The 13,864-nt window shown below is 67.2% G+C and carries 14 protein-coding genes and 1 tRNA gene; 7 read left to right on the forward strand and 8 right to left on the reverse strand.

Features of this window, described 5'->3' with window-relative positions; translation table 11 throughout:
- Positions 1-27 precede the first annotated feature (27 nt).
- Both BMZ69_RS09650 and BMZ69_RS09655 read left to right on the forward strand, forming a co-directional pair.
- The gene (locus BMZ69_RS09650) at positions 28-663 is read left to right on the forward strand and encodes an outer membrane protein (protein ID WP_092156350.1); all 636 of its coding nucleotides are present in this window, start codon (positions 28-30) and stop codon (positions 661-663) included.
- A gap of 145 nt (positions 664-808) precedes the next feature.
- A complete protein-coding gene (locus tag BMZ69_RS09655) occupies positions 809-1,492 on the forward strand; it encodes a response regulator transcription factor (RefSeq protein WP_092156352.1) in 684 nt (227 codons plus the stop codon).
- A gap of 178 nt (positions 1,493-1,670) precedes the next feature.
- Here the strand turns inward: BMZ69_RS09655 and BMZ69_RS09660 are convergent, their stop codons facing one another.
- Entirely contained in the window at positions 1,671-3,014 is a 1,344-nt protein-coding gene (locus tag BMZ69_RS09660; RefSeq protein ID WP_092156354.1) for a sensor histidine kinase, read from the reverse strand.
- A gap of 132 nt (positions 3,015-3,146) precedes the next feature.
- Here BMZ69_RS09660 and BMZ69_RS09665 point away from each other — a divergent pair, with 132 nt between their 5' ends.
- Positions 3,147-3,866, forward strand: a complete 720-nt coding sequence (locus tag BMZ69_RS09665; protein ID WP_092156356.1) for an EipA family protein — start codon at positions 3,147-3,149, stop codon at positions 3,864-3,866.
- Between the two features lie 27 nt (positions 3,867-3,893).
- Here BMZ69_RS09665 and BMZ69_RS09670 read toward each other — a convergent pair whose 3' ends face one another.
- From BMZ69_RS09670 to BMZ69_RS09685, 4 genes are all read right to left on the reverse strand, one after another.
- Positions 3,894-4,577: a lysophospholipid acyltransferase family protein gene (locus tag BMZ69_RS09670; RefSeq protein ID WP_092156357.1), complete on the reverse strand. Its 684-nt coding sequence runs from the start codon at positions 4,575-4,577 to the stop codon at positions 3,894-3,896.
- A 79-nt stretch (positions 4,578-4,656) separates the two neighbouring features.
- Positions 4,657-5,406 (reverse strand): alpha/beta fold hydrolase, encoded by a 750-nt coding sequence (locus tag BMZ69_RS09675; RefSeq protein WP_092156358.1) that lies wholly within the window; start codon positions 5,404-5,406, stop codon positions 4,657-4,659.
- Between the two features lie 552 nt (positions 5,407-5,958).
- A tRNA-Val gene (locus BMZ69_RS09680) sits at positions 5,959-6,033 on the reverse strand.
- Positions 6,034-6,069: 36 nt separating this feature from the next.
- On the reverse strand, positions 6,070-6,768 hold the full coding sequence (locus BMZ69_RS09685; protein WP_175506737.1) for an HAD family hydrolase: 699 nt from the start codon (positions 6,766-6,768) through the stop codon (positions 6,070-6,072).
- 223 nt (positions 6,769-6,991) lie between these two features.
- On the opposite strand from BMZ69_RS09685, the gene BMZ69_RS09690 reads away from it, so the two are divergent.
- The 4 genes from BMZ69_RS09690 (at position 6,992) to BMZ69_RS09705 (ending at position 10,277) form a co-directional block, all read left to right on the forward strand.
- The gene (locus tag BMZ69_RS09690) at positions 6,992-7,336 is read left to right on the forward strand and encodes a hypothetical protein (protein ID WP_244543302.1); all 345 of its coding nucleotides are present in this window, start codon (positions 6,992-6,994) and stop codon (positions 7,334-7,336) included.
- Between the two features lie 133 nt (positions 7,337-7,469).
- Positions 7,470-8,921, forward strand: a complete 1,452-nt coding sequence (locus BMZ69_RS09695; RefSeq protein WP_092156362.1) for an NAD-dependent succinate-semialdehyde dehydrogenase — start codon at positions 7,470-7,472, stop codon at positions 8,919-8,921.
- Positions 8,918-9,628, forward strand: coding sequence for a ribose-5-phosphate isomerase RpiA (rpiA, locus tag BMZ69_RS09700; RefSeq protein WP_092156363.1), 711 nt, complete (start codon positions 8,918-8,920; stop codon positions 9,626-9,628). Before BMZ69_RS09695 ends, rpiA begins: the two co-directional genes overlap by 4 nt.
- A gap of 154 nt (positions 9,629-9,782) precedes the next feature.
- Positions 9,783-10,277, forward strand: coding sequence for a DUF2059 domain-containing protein (locus tag BMZ69_RS09705; RefSeq protein WP_092156365.1), 495 nt, complete (start codon positions 9,783-9,785; stop codon positions 10,275-10,277).
- Between the two features lie 58 nt (positions 10,278-10,335).
- Here BMZ69_RS09705 and BMZ69_RS09710 read toward each other — a convergent pair whose 3' ends face one another.
- From BMZ69_RS09710 to BMZ69_RS09720, 3 genes are all read right to left on the reverse strand, one after another.
- Positions 10,336-11,763, reverse strand: coding sequence for an APC family permease (locus BMZ69_RS09710; protein WP_092156367.1), 1,428 nt, complete (start codon positions 11,761-11,763; stop codon positions 10,336-10,338).
- Between the two features lie 109 nt (positions 11,764-11,872).
- Positions 11,873-13,372 carry a tripartite tricarboxylate transporter permease gene (locus BMZ69_RS09715; RefSeq protein ID WP_092156368.1) on the reverse strand — a complete coding sequence of 500 codons (1,500 nt, stop codon included), beginning with the start codon at positions 13,370-13,372 and terminating at the stop codon, positions 11,873-11,875.
- Between the two features lie 13 nt (positions 13,373-13,385).
- A complete protein-coding gene (locus BMZ69_RS09720; RefSeq protein WP_092156369.1) occupies positions 13,386-13,850 on the reverse strand; it encodes a tripartite tricarboxylate transporter TctB family protein in 465 nt (154 codons plus the stop codon).
- Between the last annotated feature and the right edge of the window lie 14 nt (positions 13,851-13,864).

Here is a 13,864-nt window from a genome sequence, read left to right on the forward strand (position 1 = left end):
CACCGCGGCCGCCGCAAGGAGTCTTTGATGAAGCGTTCCATCCCGATGGTCGGCCTGCTGGCCCTGCTCGCAGTTCCGGCCATGGCGGCCGATCGTCGCGTGCCCGTCCAGCAATACCAGCCGACCTATTCCCAGCCGCGCGCCTACAACTGGAACGGCCTCTATGTCGGCGCCCATAGCGGTGCCGGCTTCGACCGCTTTCAAGGTGTCCGCAAGAAGAGCCGCAGCGAGGTCCTGCTCGGCGGCCAAGTCGGCTACAACCTGCAGATGGGCGGCCTCGTCACCGGTCTCGAGGCCGACATCTCGATGAACGGGCTCGGCAAGGGCGCCAAGCGCACCGGCGGCACCAGCGCCGACATGCGCTATGTCAGCACGCTGAAGGCGCGCGCCGGCTTCGCATTCGATCGCTTCCTGGTCTACGGCCTCGGTGGCGTCGCCTATGGCAGCCTGAAGGCGAGCGACGGCCTGGTCTCGAAGGAGAAGAGCAAGGTCGGCTATGTCGTCGGCGCCGGCGCCGAATACGGCATCACCGACAACCTCTCCGCCAAGCTCGAATACAACTACGTCTCGCTCGGCAAGCAGAACTTCCAGTTCGCCAATGGCCGCACCCGCGTCGGCGTCAACGAGCATCTGGTCAAGGCCGGTCTGAACTACCGGTTCTGAACCTCGAACCTCCGGATCGGGAAACCGATCCGGATCGCCTTGCAGCCAATGGCTGCGCCCGGGCATGGATGGAGCGTGATGCGTCTGGATATTTCGCCCCTATTCCGGCATCACGTTCCATCCGTGCACCCTGATTGACCTTTTCATGCGCGCCCTGATCGTCGAGGACGAGCCACAATTGATGGCTTTCCTGTCCTCGCTCCTGACCAATGCCGGGCTGATCGCCGACCGCACGACCACGATCGATGCGGCGCTGGCGGCCCTGCGCTCGACGCCGTTCGACATCGCCATCGTCGACCGGCGCCTTCCGGACGGCGACGGCCTCTCGATCGTCAAGGCGCTGAGCACCTCCGACACGCGGCCCGCCTTCCTGGTCCTGACTGCCCGTGACGCCAAGGCCGACGTGATCGAAGGCCTGAACACCGGCGCGGATGATTATCTGATCAAGCCGTTCGAGCCGGAGGAGTTGCTGGCGCGCTTGCGCGTCATCATGCGCCGGCGCAATCCCAAGCGCTCGCTGGTGATCACCGCCGGCAATCTCGCGCTCGATCTCGAAGGGCGCTGCGCGAGCGTCGGCTCCGAACTGCTTGATCTGCGCCGGCGCGAGGCGCTGATCCTGGAGGCGCTGGTCCAGCGCGTCGGCCGCGTCGTCACCCGCGACGTCCTGATCGAGGCGGTCTACGGCTTCGACGACCTGATCGAGTCCAACACGCTGGAGGCGCAGATCTCGCGGCTGCGGCGCAAGCTCAAGGAGGCCGGCGCAGGAGTCGAGATCACCTCGCTGCGCGGCATCGGCTACATGCTGAGGGTGTCGGAAGCGGTGTGCTGAACCACCCGTCTTTCCGGGGCAGGCCGAAGGCCTGAGCCCGGAACCCAGAACCGATGCCGCTTCCGGAAAAGCGCGCCCGCCATAGCGCTATCATCACAACCCGCATCGGTCTGGATTCCGGGCTCATCGCTGCGCGAAGCCCCGGAAAGACGAGCGCCTCAAACGGAAGCGCGGCGCTTCAGCCGTCTCCGCTCTCGCACGGTGGGAAGACGAGGCGCACGGTGGTGCCGCCGCCCGCCCGGCCGAGGATGGCGAGCGTTCCGCCATGGGCGGCCATGATGTCGCGCACTATCGTCAGGCCGAGCCCGGCGCCGGTCGAGTTCGGCGACATCCGGTTGAACGGTTCGGCCGCTTGCGAGCGGTCGGAGGCATCAATTCCGATGCCGTCATCGCTGACCTCCACTACGGCGCCGTCGATCACCTTCACCAGAATCGTCGATTTCGCCTGGGCATGCCGGAGCGCGTTGTCGACGAGATTGGCGATGGCGGCTCGCACCGTCGGTTCGTTGGCCTCGATCAGCGAGCGGCGCTCGCCTTCCTCCTCCAAGGCGACATCGGCGCCGTTGCTCAGGATCAGCGGCGCGAGATCGGCCAGCACGGCGCGGGCGATGCGATTGAGCTGCAATGGCTCGAACGGCAGTTCGGTGCTGTGCAGCCGGGCGAGCTGAAGCATCGACGAGACGATGGTGGTCAATCGGCTGACATCGGTGGTGAGCGCGAGCCGCATCTGGTCGTTCGGCAGCGCATCGATCCGGCCGCGCATCACGGTGAGCGGCGTGCGCAATTCATGCGCGACATTGTTCATGAAGCGCCGCTGCACCTCCATATTGCCGGCGATCTTGTCGAGCGCGACGTTGAGCGCCGTGGTCAGCGGCATCAGCTCGATCGGGGTTTCTTCGGTCGGCAGCAGGCCGCGCGGTGCCTTCGGGTCGATCCTGGCCGCAGCTTCGGCGGCGCTGCGCAGGCGGGCGCCGATATAGGACACCGACATCGCGATCGCGCCGGCGATCAGCAGGCCGAAGACCACCGAGATCGCCAGTGCCGAGCCGGCGATTGCGCGGAGGTAGTGGGCGAGGATCAGGTCCCAGCCCGGCACGCCACCGCCGGTCGCCACGATGAAGCGCGTGCCGTCCTTTTCGATCACATCGAAGGCGAGCGCATTATCGCCGCCGACCCGCATCTGCGCCGCGATGGTCGGGCCGTCGAGCCGGATGTCGATCGGCAGGCCCGGCCGCAATTCTGGCGCATACTCGACAACCGAACGTCCGTCGGAGACCAGGTACCAGAGCGAGGGGCTGGTACGCTCGATCCGGGTGAGCCCGGCGGTCTTCTCGACCTGCAAGGCGGTGCCGGAGGGCTGGCGGACGCTTTGCTGGATGATCTGGGAGGTGACGTCGTTGCGCAGGACGCCGGGATCCTCGGTGATCAGGGCAAAGGCGATGACGGAGCCGATGAAGGCGGTGAACAGGACGATGCCGAGCAGCGACAGGCGCAGCGTAAGGGCGCGCGACAGCGAGGTCATGACCGGGCTCCGCCGCCATGCCGTGCAGCCTGTCTCGGTTGGCGCTGGATCGATACGGCGTTGTGAGTCGTCACGGAACCTCGATGCGGGTATGGCTTGCGCAACCGGGCGCTCGCCTCTTCCTGTCTCTGCATGGACCGTATCGCCATTGCCGTTCAACTCTCTCCCGGAGCTGCCGGCCTGATGTCTGCGCTGCGCGTCATCTGGAGTTGGCCGTCGCTGCGCGTGATGCTGGCCACGTTGCTGGCCTTCGTGCCGAATCTCGTGCTCGCGCAAGGAGCGACGACGAAAGGGGATATTCGGGCCGGCCAACTGCCGACTTCGTCCCGCCAGGACATTTTCCGTTTCGTCGAAGGCGTATTCGATACGGCCAGCAAGACGGTCAGCCTGCCGATCGAGCGCTCGCTCGCGCTGTTCGGCGAGCCGAACGCCTATATCATCGGGGGCGAGCTCAGCGGCTCCTTCGTGGTGGGCGGGCGCCATGGCAGCGGCGAACTGCGCTTCTCCGACGGCATTCCGGTGCCCGTGAGTTGGTCGGCGCTGTCGGTCGGCATCGGCCTCGGCGCCGATTACGGCCGGGTGATCATGCTGGTCTACGGGCTCGACCGATACGAGGATGTGTTCGGCACCTATGCCAGCCTCGGCGGCAGCGCCCATTTCCTCGCCGGTGCCAACGCCACGATCCTGGCCTCCTCGCGGGCGCGGATCGTGCTGATCTCCTCCGGCCTCGGCCTGCGCTTCTCCGGGGACCTCAGCCGCATCGTCATTGAACCTGCGGGCCCGCCGGAACAGTTGCGCCCGCCCGGCCGGATCTGCGCCACGCCGGCCGATTGCCCGCCGCCCGGCCGCTGATTGGTCTTCCACCAACGGGCCTGCTTCCTAGCGGCGCCGGTCGAGCAGGCGATGCGCCGTGACATGCAATTCGTCGAGCTGGCTCGCGATTTCGAGCGCGATCAGGCCCATCTCGCGCTCGTCTGCCGCTTTGCGGACATAGAGCGGCTCCGACCAGAGCACGCAGCCGCGCCCGAAGGGCAGGGCGATGCTCGCTCTGTCCCAATTGTCGAGATCGACCCGCGCGCTCGTCACCGCGGCGAAGAGATAGATCGGACGGCCGGTGGCGCGGGCGAGCTGGACCGCGCCCCTGCCGGCGACGCGCGCGATCTTCGGGACATCGGCGGTCAGGAGCAGGCTGGTGCCCGCGCGCAGCGCTTCGCGCATCTCGAAGAAGGCGGGAATGGCACGCTTGGCCTTGATCTTCAGGGGGCTTTGTGTGCCGGAGCCGCGGATGACGCGAAAGCCCGCCCGCTCCACCACCGAGGCGACAACCGCTCCGTCGAAATGCAGCGAAGCCAGGATCGCGACCTCGGCCGCGCCGTCGAGTGCCGCCAGGCTCAGCATTTGCTGGCCGTGCCAGGTCAGGGCGATGAAGGGGTCGCGGCTGCGTTCCCACGGCCTCGCGCCCGGGATCGCCGGCTTGAAGCGGGTCGTGCGCCGGACGAAATCGAGATAGCTGTGCAGGGCGCGGCCGGCGAACGACGCAGATTGTCCAGTGCCGAATCGCATGATCCGATCTCCACGGTGGTCCCGGTGGAGGGATCGGCGCGTCGGCTTGCTCCAACATTGCGCGGCCTTCGGCCGCGGCTCAGCGCATCATGAACTTGACGATGCGGGCGACGAATTCCTCGTCCTGCCCGGCGAAGCCGTGATGCGCGCTGAAGCGACAGGGATTGGCCTCGTCGACCTGCCCGCCGCTCATCCACTCGACCTGGACGCGCCTGCCCGCCCAGGCCTGGAACGGAGCGACGCCGGCGGGCAGCGTCAGGCGACAGCGATCCTCGCGATGATGCAGCGCGAGCGTGCGCGGCAGCCGGTTCGGCGTCCCCAGGATGCTCTGGACGGTAGTGTCGCCGGGCCCGGACGCCTTGCTCAGGAGGCCCGAGGTCAGGACGAGCCGGTCCGGCATGGCGCCCTCCACGAGCCCCTGGGCGGCACGCATCGTGCCCATGCTGGTGGCGATCACGATGACCGGACGCTTCAATGCGGCCATGTGGTCGACCGCGGCCGAGAGGTTGGTCCCGCGATCGGCCAGCAGCACATTGTAGCCCTGCGCAGCGAAGGCGTCCCGGTTGCGGATCAGGACATTGTCGCCGGCCTTGCCGAAGCGCGCGCCGCTGCCGACCTCGAGCCGGCCATCACCGCCGGTCAGGAGGATGGCGCTGCCCTTGGGACTCGGGACGCGGATGAGGATGCTGCGGACGCCGGCGATCGTGACGGTCTCGCCGCCTTTGACCGTGATCGGCGTCTCCGCCTGTGCCGGCGACAGGATGGCGAACGACGATAGGACCGCAAGCACGCCGAGGGCTCGCAGGACAAGCTGTTGATATCCGATCATGTTAGGAGTCACCCATTCACCCAAAAGCGGCGCAGAACTGCGCGCGCCACCGTCACCGTGTCGCGCCTGCACCTGCCGCAGGATTCGGTGGCTACATTGCACGAGATGTGCAGCCGGTTTCATGGCCATTCGTCAGGGGAGCCAGGGGGCGGCTCGCGCGGCGGTAACCGGAAAGGCACGGCAGGCGCCCGCCTTTCGAGGTCGGGCTTCCTCGTATCAGCGAGGCTTGGGTCTCTTTAACAGGCCAGCTTCGATCGCGAGCTCGATGTCGATTTCCAGGATCTCCTCACTCGTCAGTTTGAGATCGCGTCTCAGCCTGCGTTGGATGTCGAGATCGATTGGGATTTCGGTCGATAGCGGCATCTCAGGAGCCGGCCGCTTCCGGCTTTTAGGCATAGGCATTTGTCATCTACGCGCGAGAGTATGGCGCGGATGCAGCAAACTGCGGCCACCATCCTCCAGGTCGCTGACAACTCCAGCGAGCGAACTCGATCGCTCGCGCCGCCTTTGCTCAGCGCGGTGGTGCCTATGGATTATTCGAAAGTGGGAAAATGGTGGGCGGCACAGGGATCGAACCTGTGACCCCTCCCGTGTGAAGGGAGTGCTCTACCGCTGAGCTAGCCGCCCGGACCGCGCTGTTCCTAGTGGGGTGCGCTGCCGCCGTCAAGAATGAGTAGCGAGCGCCGGCTCGCCATTGGTCAGCCGGCGCACCGCCCGGGGCAATTCGCTGAAGTGCTGGATCACCAGATCGGGCGCCAGCGCCTCGACCGGCACGTCGGTATAGCCGAAGGGCACGCAGATCATCGGGATGCCAGCGGCGCGCGCCGTGTTCACGTCGGTGCGCGAATCGCCGACCATCACCGCGCGGGCCGGATCGGCCCCGGCCTGCGCGATCGTTTCGGTCAGATGGCGCGGGTCGGGCTTGCAGAAGGCAAAGCTGTCGCGGCCGGCGATGGCGGCGAAGCGCCCGCTCAGCCCGAAATGGTCGAGGAAGAGCCGGGTGTGCCGGATCGGCTTGTTGGTGCAGACGGCGAAGACGAAGCCTTCGGCGGCGAGCTCGTCCAGCGCCGCGCCGACGCCGTCATGGATGAAGCTGTTGCCGGCGACCCCATCCGCATAGATGCCGAGGAAGCTCTCGAACAACCGCTCCAGCTTCTCTGCCTCGAGCGGCCGGCCGCTGACTTTGAAGCCGCGCTCGATCAGCGCTCTGGCTCCAGCGCCGACCAGTTCGCGCGCCCGCTCGATCGGGAGGGCCGCCAACCCTTCCTGTTCGAGGATGACGTTGAGCGTGCGCATGATGTCGGGCGCGGTCTCGGCGAGGGTGCCGTCGAGATCGAAGGCGACGATCGGGGGCAGGGACATGGGCGATCCTGTGACGTGGCCCTCCGCATAAAGGCCGGGAGGCACGGCTTGGCAAGGGCGGCCGGGCAACAGCCGCGTCATCTCGTCGTGACCCCGCCGCAATCGCGATGATACGGCTGCGCTGCCATGATAGGGTGCGGACGAATCGTCGAAAGGGGTCGTAGCGGTGTCGAAACTGTCGAGCTGTTCCAGAAGCTCCATTGGCCGTTCCCTGGCCCGGGCGCTGGGCGCCGGCCTGTTCGTCCTGCCGGCCTGTGGGGCGGCGCTCGCCGCGCCCTTCGAGTTCGCGCCCGCGCCGCAGACCGACCTCAACCGCGTCTATCGCATCGACAAGGCGACCGGCGAGGTCGGGGCGTGCCAGTTCCAGCTCAAGGAGGGCGGTGTCGGCGTCACCGTCTGCTTCCCCGCGGGGGAGGGGGCCGGCCCGCAGGCGCCGAGCGACTATGTTCTCGTCCCCTCGCGCCATGAGCGCGAAGGCGGCATCTTCCGCGCCAATGTCCGCACCGGCGAGCTCAGCGTCTGCTACGTCTTCGACGACAAGGTCGTCTGCACGCCGATGGCGAAGTAGCGGCCGCCGCCGGGCTGGTTCCCGAACGGTAATTGCAATCGGCGCACCGCCTGCATGCGGCGTTTTGCTATCGGCAAGCGCGCGCATCGCGTGCTAGAGCCCCGGCGACCCGTTCAATAGGCCGGAGGCTCGTATGCTGACGCTCAAGGATCCCTCGCTGCTGCGCGCGCAGTGCTTCATCGACGGCGCCTGGATCGGCGAAGGCGTCGATGCGGTCGACAATCCGGCGACCGGCGAGGTCCTGGCCAAGGTGCCGCGCTTCGGCGCGGATGAAACCACCGCCGCGGTCGAGGCCGCTTCGCGCGCCTTCAAGCCCTGGGCGAAGAAATCGGCCAAGGAGCGCTCGCTCATCCTGCGCAAATGGTTCGAGCTGATCATGGCGAACCAGGAGGATCTGGCGCAGATCATGACGGCCGAGCAGGGCAAGCCGCTGGCCGAGGCGCGCGGCGAGGTCGCCTATGCGGCCTCCTTCGTCGAGTTCTACGCCGAGGAAGCCAAGCGCATCTATGGCGAGACCATTCCCTCGCCATTCCCGAATTCGCGGATCATCGTGGCGAAGCAGCCGGTCGGCGTCTGCGCCGCGATCACGCCCTGGAATTTCCCGGCGGCGATGATCACCCGCAAATGCGCGCCGGGCCTGGCGGCGGGCTGCACCTTCGTGGTCAAGCCGGCACCCGACACCCCGCTGACCGCGCTCGCGCTGGTCGCGCTCGCCGAGCAGGCCGGCTTCCCCAAGGGCGTGCTCAACATCGTCACCGGCGACGCCCAGGCGATCGGTGGCGTGATGACATCGCATCCGGCGGTGCGTTTCATCGGCTTCACCGGCTCGACCCCGGTCGGCAAGCTGCTGATGCAGCAGGCGGCCTCGACGGTGAAGAAGGTCGGGCTCGAGCTCGGCGGCAATGCGCCCTTCATCGTCTTCGACGACGCCGATCTCGACAAGGCGGTCGAGGGCGCGGTCATCGCCAAGTTCCGCAACATGGGCCAGACCTGCGTCTGCACCAATCGGCTCTTCGTCCAGGACGGCATCCATGACGATTTCGTCGCGAAGTTCGCCGGCGAGGTCGCCAAGATGAAGGTCGGCAACGGCGTCGAGGTCGGCGTCGTGCAGGGGCCGCTGATCAACGAGCGCGCCGTCGAGAAGGTCGAGCGCCACGTCGCCGATGCGGTCGCCAACGGCGCCAGGGTGATGGTCGGCGGCCATCGCCATGCGCTCGGGCGCACCTTCTACGAGCCGACGGTGCTCGCCGGTGTGACCACGAAGATGCTGGTGACCACCGAAGAGACCTTCGGGCCGATCGCCCCGGTCTATCGCTTCACCAGCGAGGACGAGGTCGTCGCCATGGCGAACGACACGCCCTTCGGCCTGGCGGCGTATTTCTACACGAAGGATCTGGGCCGTGCCTTTCGGGTCGCGGAAGAGCTCGAATACGGCATGGTCGGCATCAACTCGGCCATTCTCGGCACCGAGGTCGCCCCCTTCGGTGGCGTCAAGGAATCCGGCCTCGGCCGCGAGGGCTCGCTCCACGGCATCGAGGAGTTCGTCGAGATCAAGTACATGCTGATGGGTGGGCTCGGCGCGTGAGCGAAGATCTGAAGAAGGCCGCCGCACTGGCTGCGCTGGAGCTGGTGCGGCCGGGCATGCGCCTCGGCCTCGGCACCGGCTCGACGGCGAAGCATTTCGTCGACGGCCTCGGCGCCAAGGTCGCGGCCGGACTCAAGGTGATCTGCGTCGCGACCTCCGAGGCAACGCAGACGCAGGCGCTCGGCCTCTCGATCCCGATGTCGACGCTCGACGAGACGCCGGAGCTCGACCTCACCATCGATGGCGCCGACGAGCTCGACACCGGCTTGCGGCTGATCAAGGGCGGTGGCGCCGCGCTGCTGCGCGAGAAGATCGTCGCCGCCGCCTCGAAGCGCATGATCGTGATCGCCGACACCGGCAAGCAGGTCGAGACGCTCGGCCGCTTTCCGCTGCCGATCGAGGTCGTGCCGTTCGGCTTGGAGGCGACACGGCGGGCGGTCGCGGCTGCGATCGCCTCGTCCGGCGCGCATGGCGAGCTCAAGCTGCGCAAGCGCCCTGACGGCTCGACTCTTCTGACCGATGGCGGCCACTACATCCTCGACGCGCATCTGGGCCGGATCGAGCTGCCGGAGGTGCTTGGGCTCGCACTCAATCAGGTGCCGGGCGTCGTCGAGCACGGCCTCTTCCTCGGGCTGGCCACCGCGGCTTTCCTCGCCGGAAGCGACGGTGTGCGGGTTCTCGGTGATCCGGCTGCCGAGCGCCACTGACAGGTTGTCGAACGGCGCGCTCCGGCCGCAAAAGTGGTTTCCACTTTCGCTGGACATGTTCTAAGAGCGGCCGGCGGCTCGCCCGGTCAGGGTCGTTGCCGCACCAGAACAATGGAATCGCCGCATTCCGGACGATCGACGAAGGGGTAACCGCATGATCCGTCACAGCCTGGCAGGCGCGCTTCTCTCGCTGGCGTTGCTCGCCATGCCCGCTTTGGCGCAGCAGGGGCCGACGCCGGAGCATCTCAAGGCCGCCCGTGAGGTCGTGATTTCCTCCGGCCTGTCGCAGTCCTTCGACTCGATCTACGCCGAGTTCACCGCCGGGGTCCGCCAGAGCTTCGGTACCACTCGGCCCGAGCTGAAGAAGGACATGGACGAGGTCCTGACCGCCCTCAAGGCCGAGGCGGACCTGCGCCGCGAGGAAATCGTCGACTCCTCGGCCCGCATCTTCGCCAGCAAGATGACCGAGGCCGATCTCAAGGACGTCGCGGCCTTCTTCAACTCGCCCGTCGGTCAGCGCTACAATTCCTACCGCCCGCAGGTGATCGACGAGATCTTCGCGCTGCTGCAGCCCTGGAGCACCGCGACCAGCAACCGGCTGTTCGATCTCTTCCAGGCCGAGATGCGCAAGCGCGGCCATCAGCTCTGAGCTGCAGGCGTCGTGATTGAGAAAGGCCGCCGGATGAACCGGCGGCCTTTTGTCTTGCTCAGTTCACCGGCCCGCGGCCTCCGATGTCCTCCATCGTCGGGTCGCTCGGCCGCACGCCGGCGGCGCGGTTGACCATCACGGTGACGAACCAGAGCACGACACCGATCCCGATCAGGATGCCGGCGATCTTGTATTGGACCGGGTCGCGCCCGGTCCAGGGACCGGCGAAGAAGGCGCAGAAGATCGCTCCGGCGATCGGCAGGATCGTCGGCGTGCGGAAATGCTCGTGCTCGACCGTATCCTTGCGCAGCATCAGCACCGCGATGTTGACGACGGTGAAGACGCAGAGCAGCAGCAGTGCGGTCGTCCCGCCCAGCGCCGGCACCTCGCCGACGAAGGTGATCAGCGCGAAGGCGAGCAGGGTGGTGAAGCCGATCGCGACGTAAGGGCTGCGACGCGTCGGATGGACCTTGCCGAGCACCGGCGGCAGCACATGCTCCCGGCTCATGCCGTAGACCAGCCGGCTCGCCATCAGCATGTTGATCAGCGCGCTGTTGGCGACGGCGAACATGGTGATGAAGCCGAAGATCCAGATCGGAAAATTCGGCGCGCCGGCCGCGACCACCTTGAGCAGCGGCGTCTCGCCCTCGCCGAGCTGTTCGGGCGAGACCAACGTGATCGCCGAGACCGAGACCAGCACGTAGATCGTGCCGGTGATCACGAGGCCGGCGAGCAGGATCTTCGGGAAGGTCCGCGTCGGGTCCTTGGTTTCTTCGGCCATGTTGACCGAATCCTCGAAGCCGACCATGGCGAAGAAGGCGAGGGTGGTCGCCGCGATCACCGGCCAGAACAGGCCGCCATCGCCGGCGGGCTTGAACTGGGTGATGCGCGAGACGTCGCCCTGGCCGGCGGCGATCGCCCACAGGCCGACGAAGATCACGATCAGCAGGCCGGTCAGCTCGACGCAGGTCAGCACGACATTGGCCTTCACGCTCTCGCCGACGCCGCGGAAGTTGATCGCCGCGACCAGCGCCATGAAGGCGAGACCGACGATGGTGATGCCGATGCCGCCGGCGAGGTTGAGCCCGAAGGCGTGTGACATGTTGGCGGCGAAGGCGCGCGAGGCGGTCGAAGCCGAGGTGATGCCCGAGCACATCACTGCGAAGGCGACGATGAAGGTGATGAAATGGATGCCGAAGGCCTTGTGCGCATAGAGCGCCGCGCCGGCGGCGCGTGGGTACTTGGTGACCAGCTCAAGATAGCTGAACGCCGTGATCATCGCGACGACGAAGGCAACCAGGAAGGGCAGCCAGACGACACCGCCGACCTGCTTCGCCACTTGCCCGGTGAGCGCGTAGATGCCGGTGCCGAGAATGTCGCCGACGATGAAGAGCAGCAGCAGCCAGGGACCCATCACGCGATGGAGGCTTGGCTCGGCGGCTTCGGCTTGCGGTGCGGCGGAAGGGGGCAGCGTAGCGTCGCTCATGGTTCATCCTCGCTCGACGGGCCGAAAGGCCGGTGAAGAGGAGAACACAGTCACGCCATATTTGTTCAAGCGCAACCGGGGCGTGCGGCCCCGGTTGTGCGTCGCGTGATCAGTCCTCGGCCGCCTTGAACTTGTTCAGCCCGCTCATCACGAAGGGCGCGACCAGCGCGATGAAGGCGATGCCGAGCAGCGTCGCCGAGATCGGGTTCTCGAGCAGGATCATCGGATCGCCCAGGCTGATCTGCAAAGCGCGCCGCAATTGCGCCTCTGCCATCGGCCCGAGGATCAGCCCGACCACCATCGGCGCGACCGGATAGTCGTAGCGCCGCATCAGATAGCCGAGATAGCCGAAGCCGAAGAGCATGCCGAGTTCGACCGGCGAGGGGTTGACCGCGAGCGTGCCCATGGTCGCGAAGACCAGGATGCCGGCATAGAGCCAGGGCTGCGGGATCGCCAGCAGCCGCACCCAGAGCCCGATCAGCGGCAGGTTCAGGATCACCAGCATGACGTTGGCGATGAAGAGCGAGGCGATCAGGCCCCAGACCAGGTCCGGCTTCTCGGCGAAGAGCAGCGGGCCGGGATTGAGCCCGTATTGCTGGAAGCCGGCGAGCATGATCGCCGCGGTCGCCGAGGTCGGCAGGCCGAGCGTCAACAGCGGCACCAGAGTACCCGCGGCCGAGGCGTTGTTGGCGGCTTCCGGCCCGGCGACGCCCTCGATCGCGCCCTTGCCGAACTCCTCCGGATATTTGCAGAGCTTCTTCTCGGTCGAATAGCTCAGGAAAGTCGGCACCTCGGCGCCGCCGGCGGGCAGCGCGCCGATCGGGAAGCCGAAGGCGGTGCCGCGCAGCCAGGGCGCCCAGGAGCGCTTCCAGTCCTGCTTGTTCATCCAGAGCGAGCCCTTGATCGGGATGATCTCCTCCGGCTCGCGCCAGCGCTTGGAGGCGACGTAGAGCGCCTCGCCGACGGCGAAGAGGCCGACCGCCAGCGTCGTCACTTCGACGCCGTTGAGCAGTTCGGGCACGCCGAAGGTCAGGCGCGCCTGGCCGGTCAGCTTGTCGATGCCGACGAGGCCGAGCAGCATGCCGAGGAACAGGCTGGTCAGGCCGCGCAGGGGTGAATCGCCGAAGGTCGCCGACACCGTGACGAAGGCGACGATCATCAGCGCGAAATAGTCCCAGGGGCCGAACTTGACCGCGAGCTCGACCAACCAGGGCGCCAGGAAGGCGAGGCCGATCGTGGCGATCAGGCCGGCGACGAAGGAGCCGATCGCCGCCGTCGCCAGCGCCGGGCCGCCGCGGCCGGCCTTCGCCATCTTCGAGCCTTCGAGCGCGGTCGCTAGCGAGGCGCTCTCGCCCGGCGCGTTGAGCAGGATGGCCGTGGTCGAGCCGCCATACATGCCGCCATAATAGATGCCGGCGAACATGATCAGTGAGCCGGCCGGATCGAGCTTGAAGGTCACCGGCAGCAGCAGCGCGACCGTCAGCGCCGGGCCGATGCCGGGCAGCACGCCGACGGCGGTGCCGAGGAAGACGCCGATCAGGCAGAACAGCAGTTTCGACGGCTCGAGAGCGACGGAGAAGCCGTTGGCGAGCGAGAGCAGGGTGTCCATGTGCTTAGCTCCTTCAGCTCAGCAGCGCTTCGAGCGGCCCGGTCGGTAGCGAAAGGGTCAGGAGCTTGAGGAAGACGATGTAGATTGCGGTGCCGAGCACGGCGCCGATGACGATGTCGATGACCAGCGCATCCCGCCCGAAACCGCGCGCCGTGCAGGCGAAGATGATCGCCGTGGCGATGATGAAGCCACCGCCGAGCGCAATGCAGGCGACGAGACCTACCAATCCGCCGATGATCCAGAGCAGCGCCTTGCCGTCGGCCTCTTCCGGCTTCGGCAGGCCGTCCTTGAGCGCGACGATGAAATGCGCGAGCCCGAGCACGGCGAGACCGGCGCAGACCACATAGGGCATCGCGGTCGGTCCGACGCCGTAATTCGAGGTGATCGTCTGGCGCGAGGCGTCGAAGGCGACGATCGCCGCCGCAGCGAGCAGCAGGAGCCCGACGATGAGGGCCGGGCGGTCGATGGAGCGGGACATGGGCGCGACCGTCT

Origin of the sequence: Allobosea sp. CRIB-10 (assembly GCF_900112185.1) — a bacterium.
Classification (GTDB): Bacteria; Pseudomonadota; Alphaproteobacteria; order Rhizobiales; family Beijerinckiaceae; genus Allobosea.

Excerpts from the sequence above, each read along its gene's own strand:
- BMZ69_RS09650 (WP_092156350.1), top strand. The coding sequence starts at position 28 with ATGAAGCGTTCCATCCCGATGGTCGGCCTGCTGGCCCTGCTCGCAGTT.
- BMZ69_RS09655 (WP_092156352.1), top strand. The coding sequence starts at position 809 with ATGCGCGCCCTGATCGTCGAGGACGAGCCACAATTGATGGCTTTCCTG.
- BMZ69_RS09660 (WP_092156354.1), bottom strand. The coding sequence starts at position 3,014 with ATGACCTCGCTGTCGCGCGCCCTTACGCTGCGCCTGTCGCTGCTCGGC.
- BMZ69_RS09665 (WP_092156356.1), top strand. The coding sequence starts at position 3,147 with ATGGACCGTATCGCCATTGCCGTTCAACTCTCTCCCGGAGCTGCCGGC.
- BMZ69_RS09670 (WP_092156357.1), bottom strand. The coding sequence starts at position 4,577 with ATGCGATTCGGCACTGGACAATCTGCGTCGTTCGCCGGCCGCGCCCTG.
- BMZ69_RS09675 (WP_092156358.1), bottom strand. The coding sequence starts at position 5,406 with ATGATCGGATATCAACAGCTTGTCCTGCGAGCCCTCGGCGTGCTTGCG.
- BMZ69_RS09685 (WP_175506737.1), bottom strand. The coding sequence starts at position 6,768 with ATGTCCCTGCCCCCGATCGTCGCCTTCGATCTCGACGGCACCCTCGCC.
- BMZ69_RS09695 (WP_092156362.1), top strand. The coding sequence starts at position 7,470 with ATGCTGACGCTCAAGGATCCCTCGCTGCTGCGCGCGCAGTGCTTCATC.
- BMZ69_RS09705 (WP_092156365.1), top strand. The coding sequence starts at position 9,783 with ATGATCCGTCACAGCCTGGCAGGCGCGCTTCTCTCGCTGGCGTTGCTC.
- BMZ69_RS09710 (WP_092156367.1), bottom strand. The coding sequence starts at position 11,763 with ATGAGCGACGCTACGCTGCCCCCTTCCGCCGCACCGCAAGCCGAAGCC.
- BMZ69_RS09715 (WP_092156368.1), bottom strand. The coding sequence starts at position 13,372 with ATGGACACCCTGCTCTCGCTCGCCAACGGCTTCTCCGTCGCTCTCGAG.
- BMZ69_RS09720 (WP_092156369.1), bottom strand. The coding sequence starts at position 13,850 with ATGTCCCGCTCCATCGACCGCCCGGCCCTCATCGTCGGGCTCCTGCTG.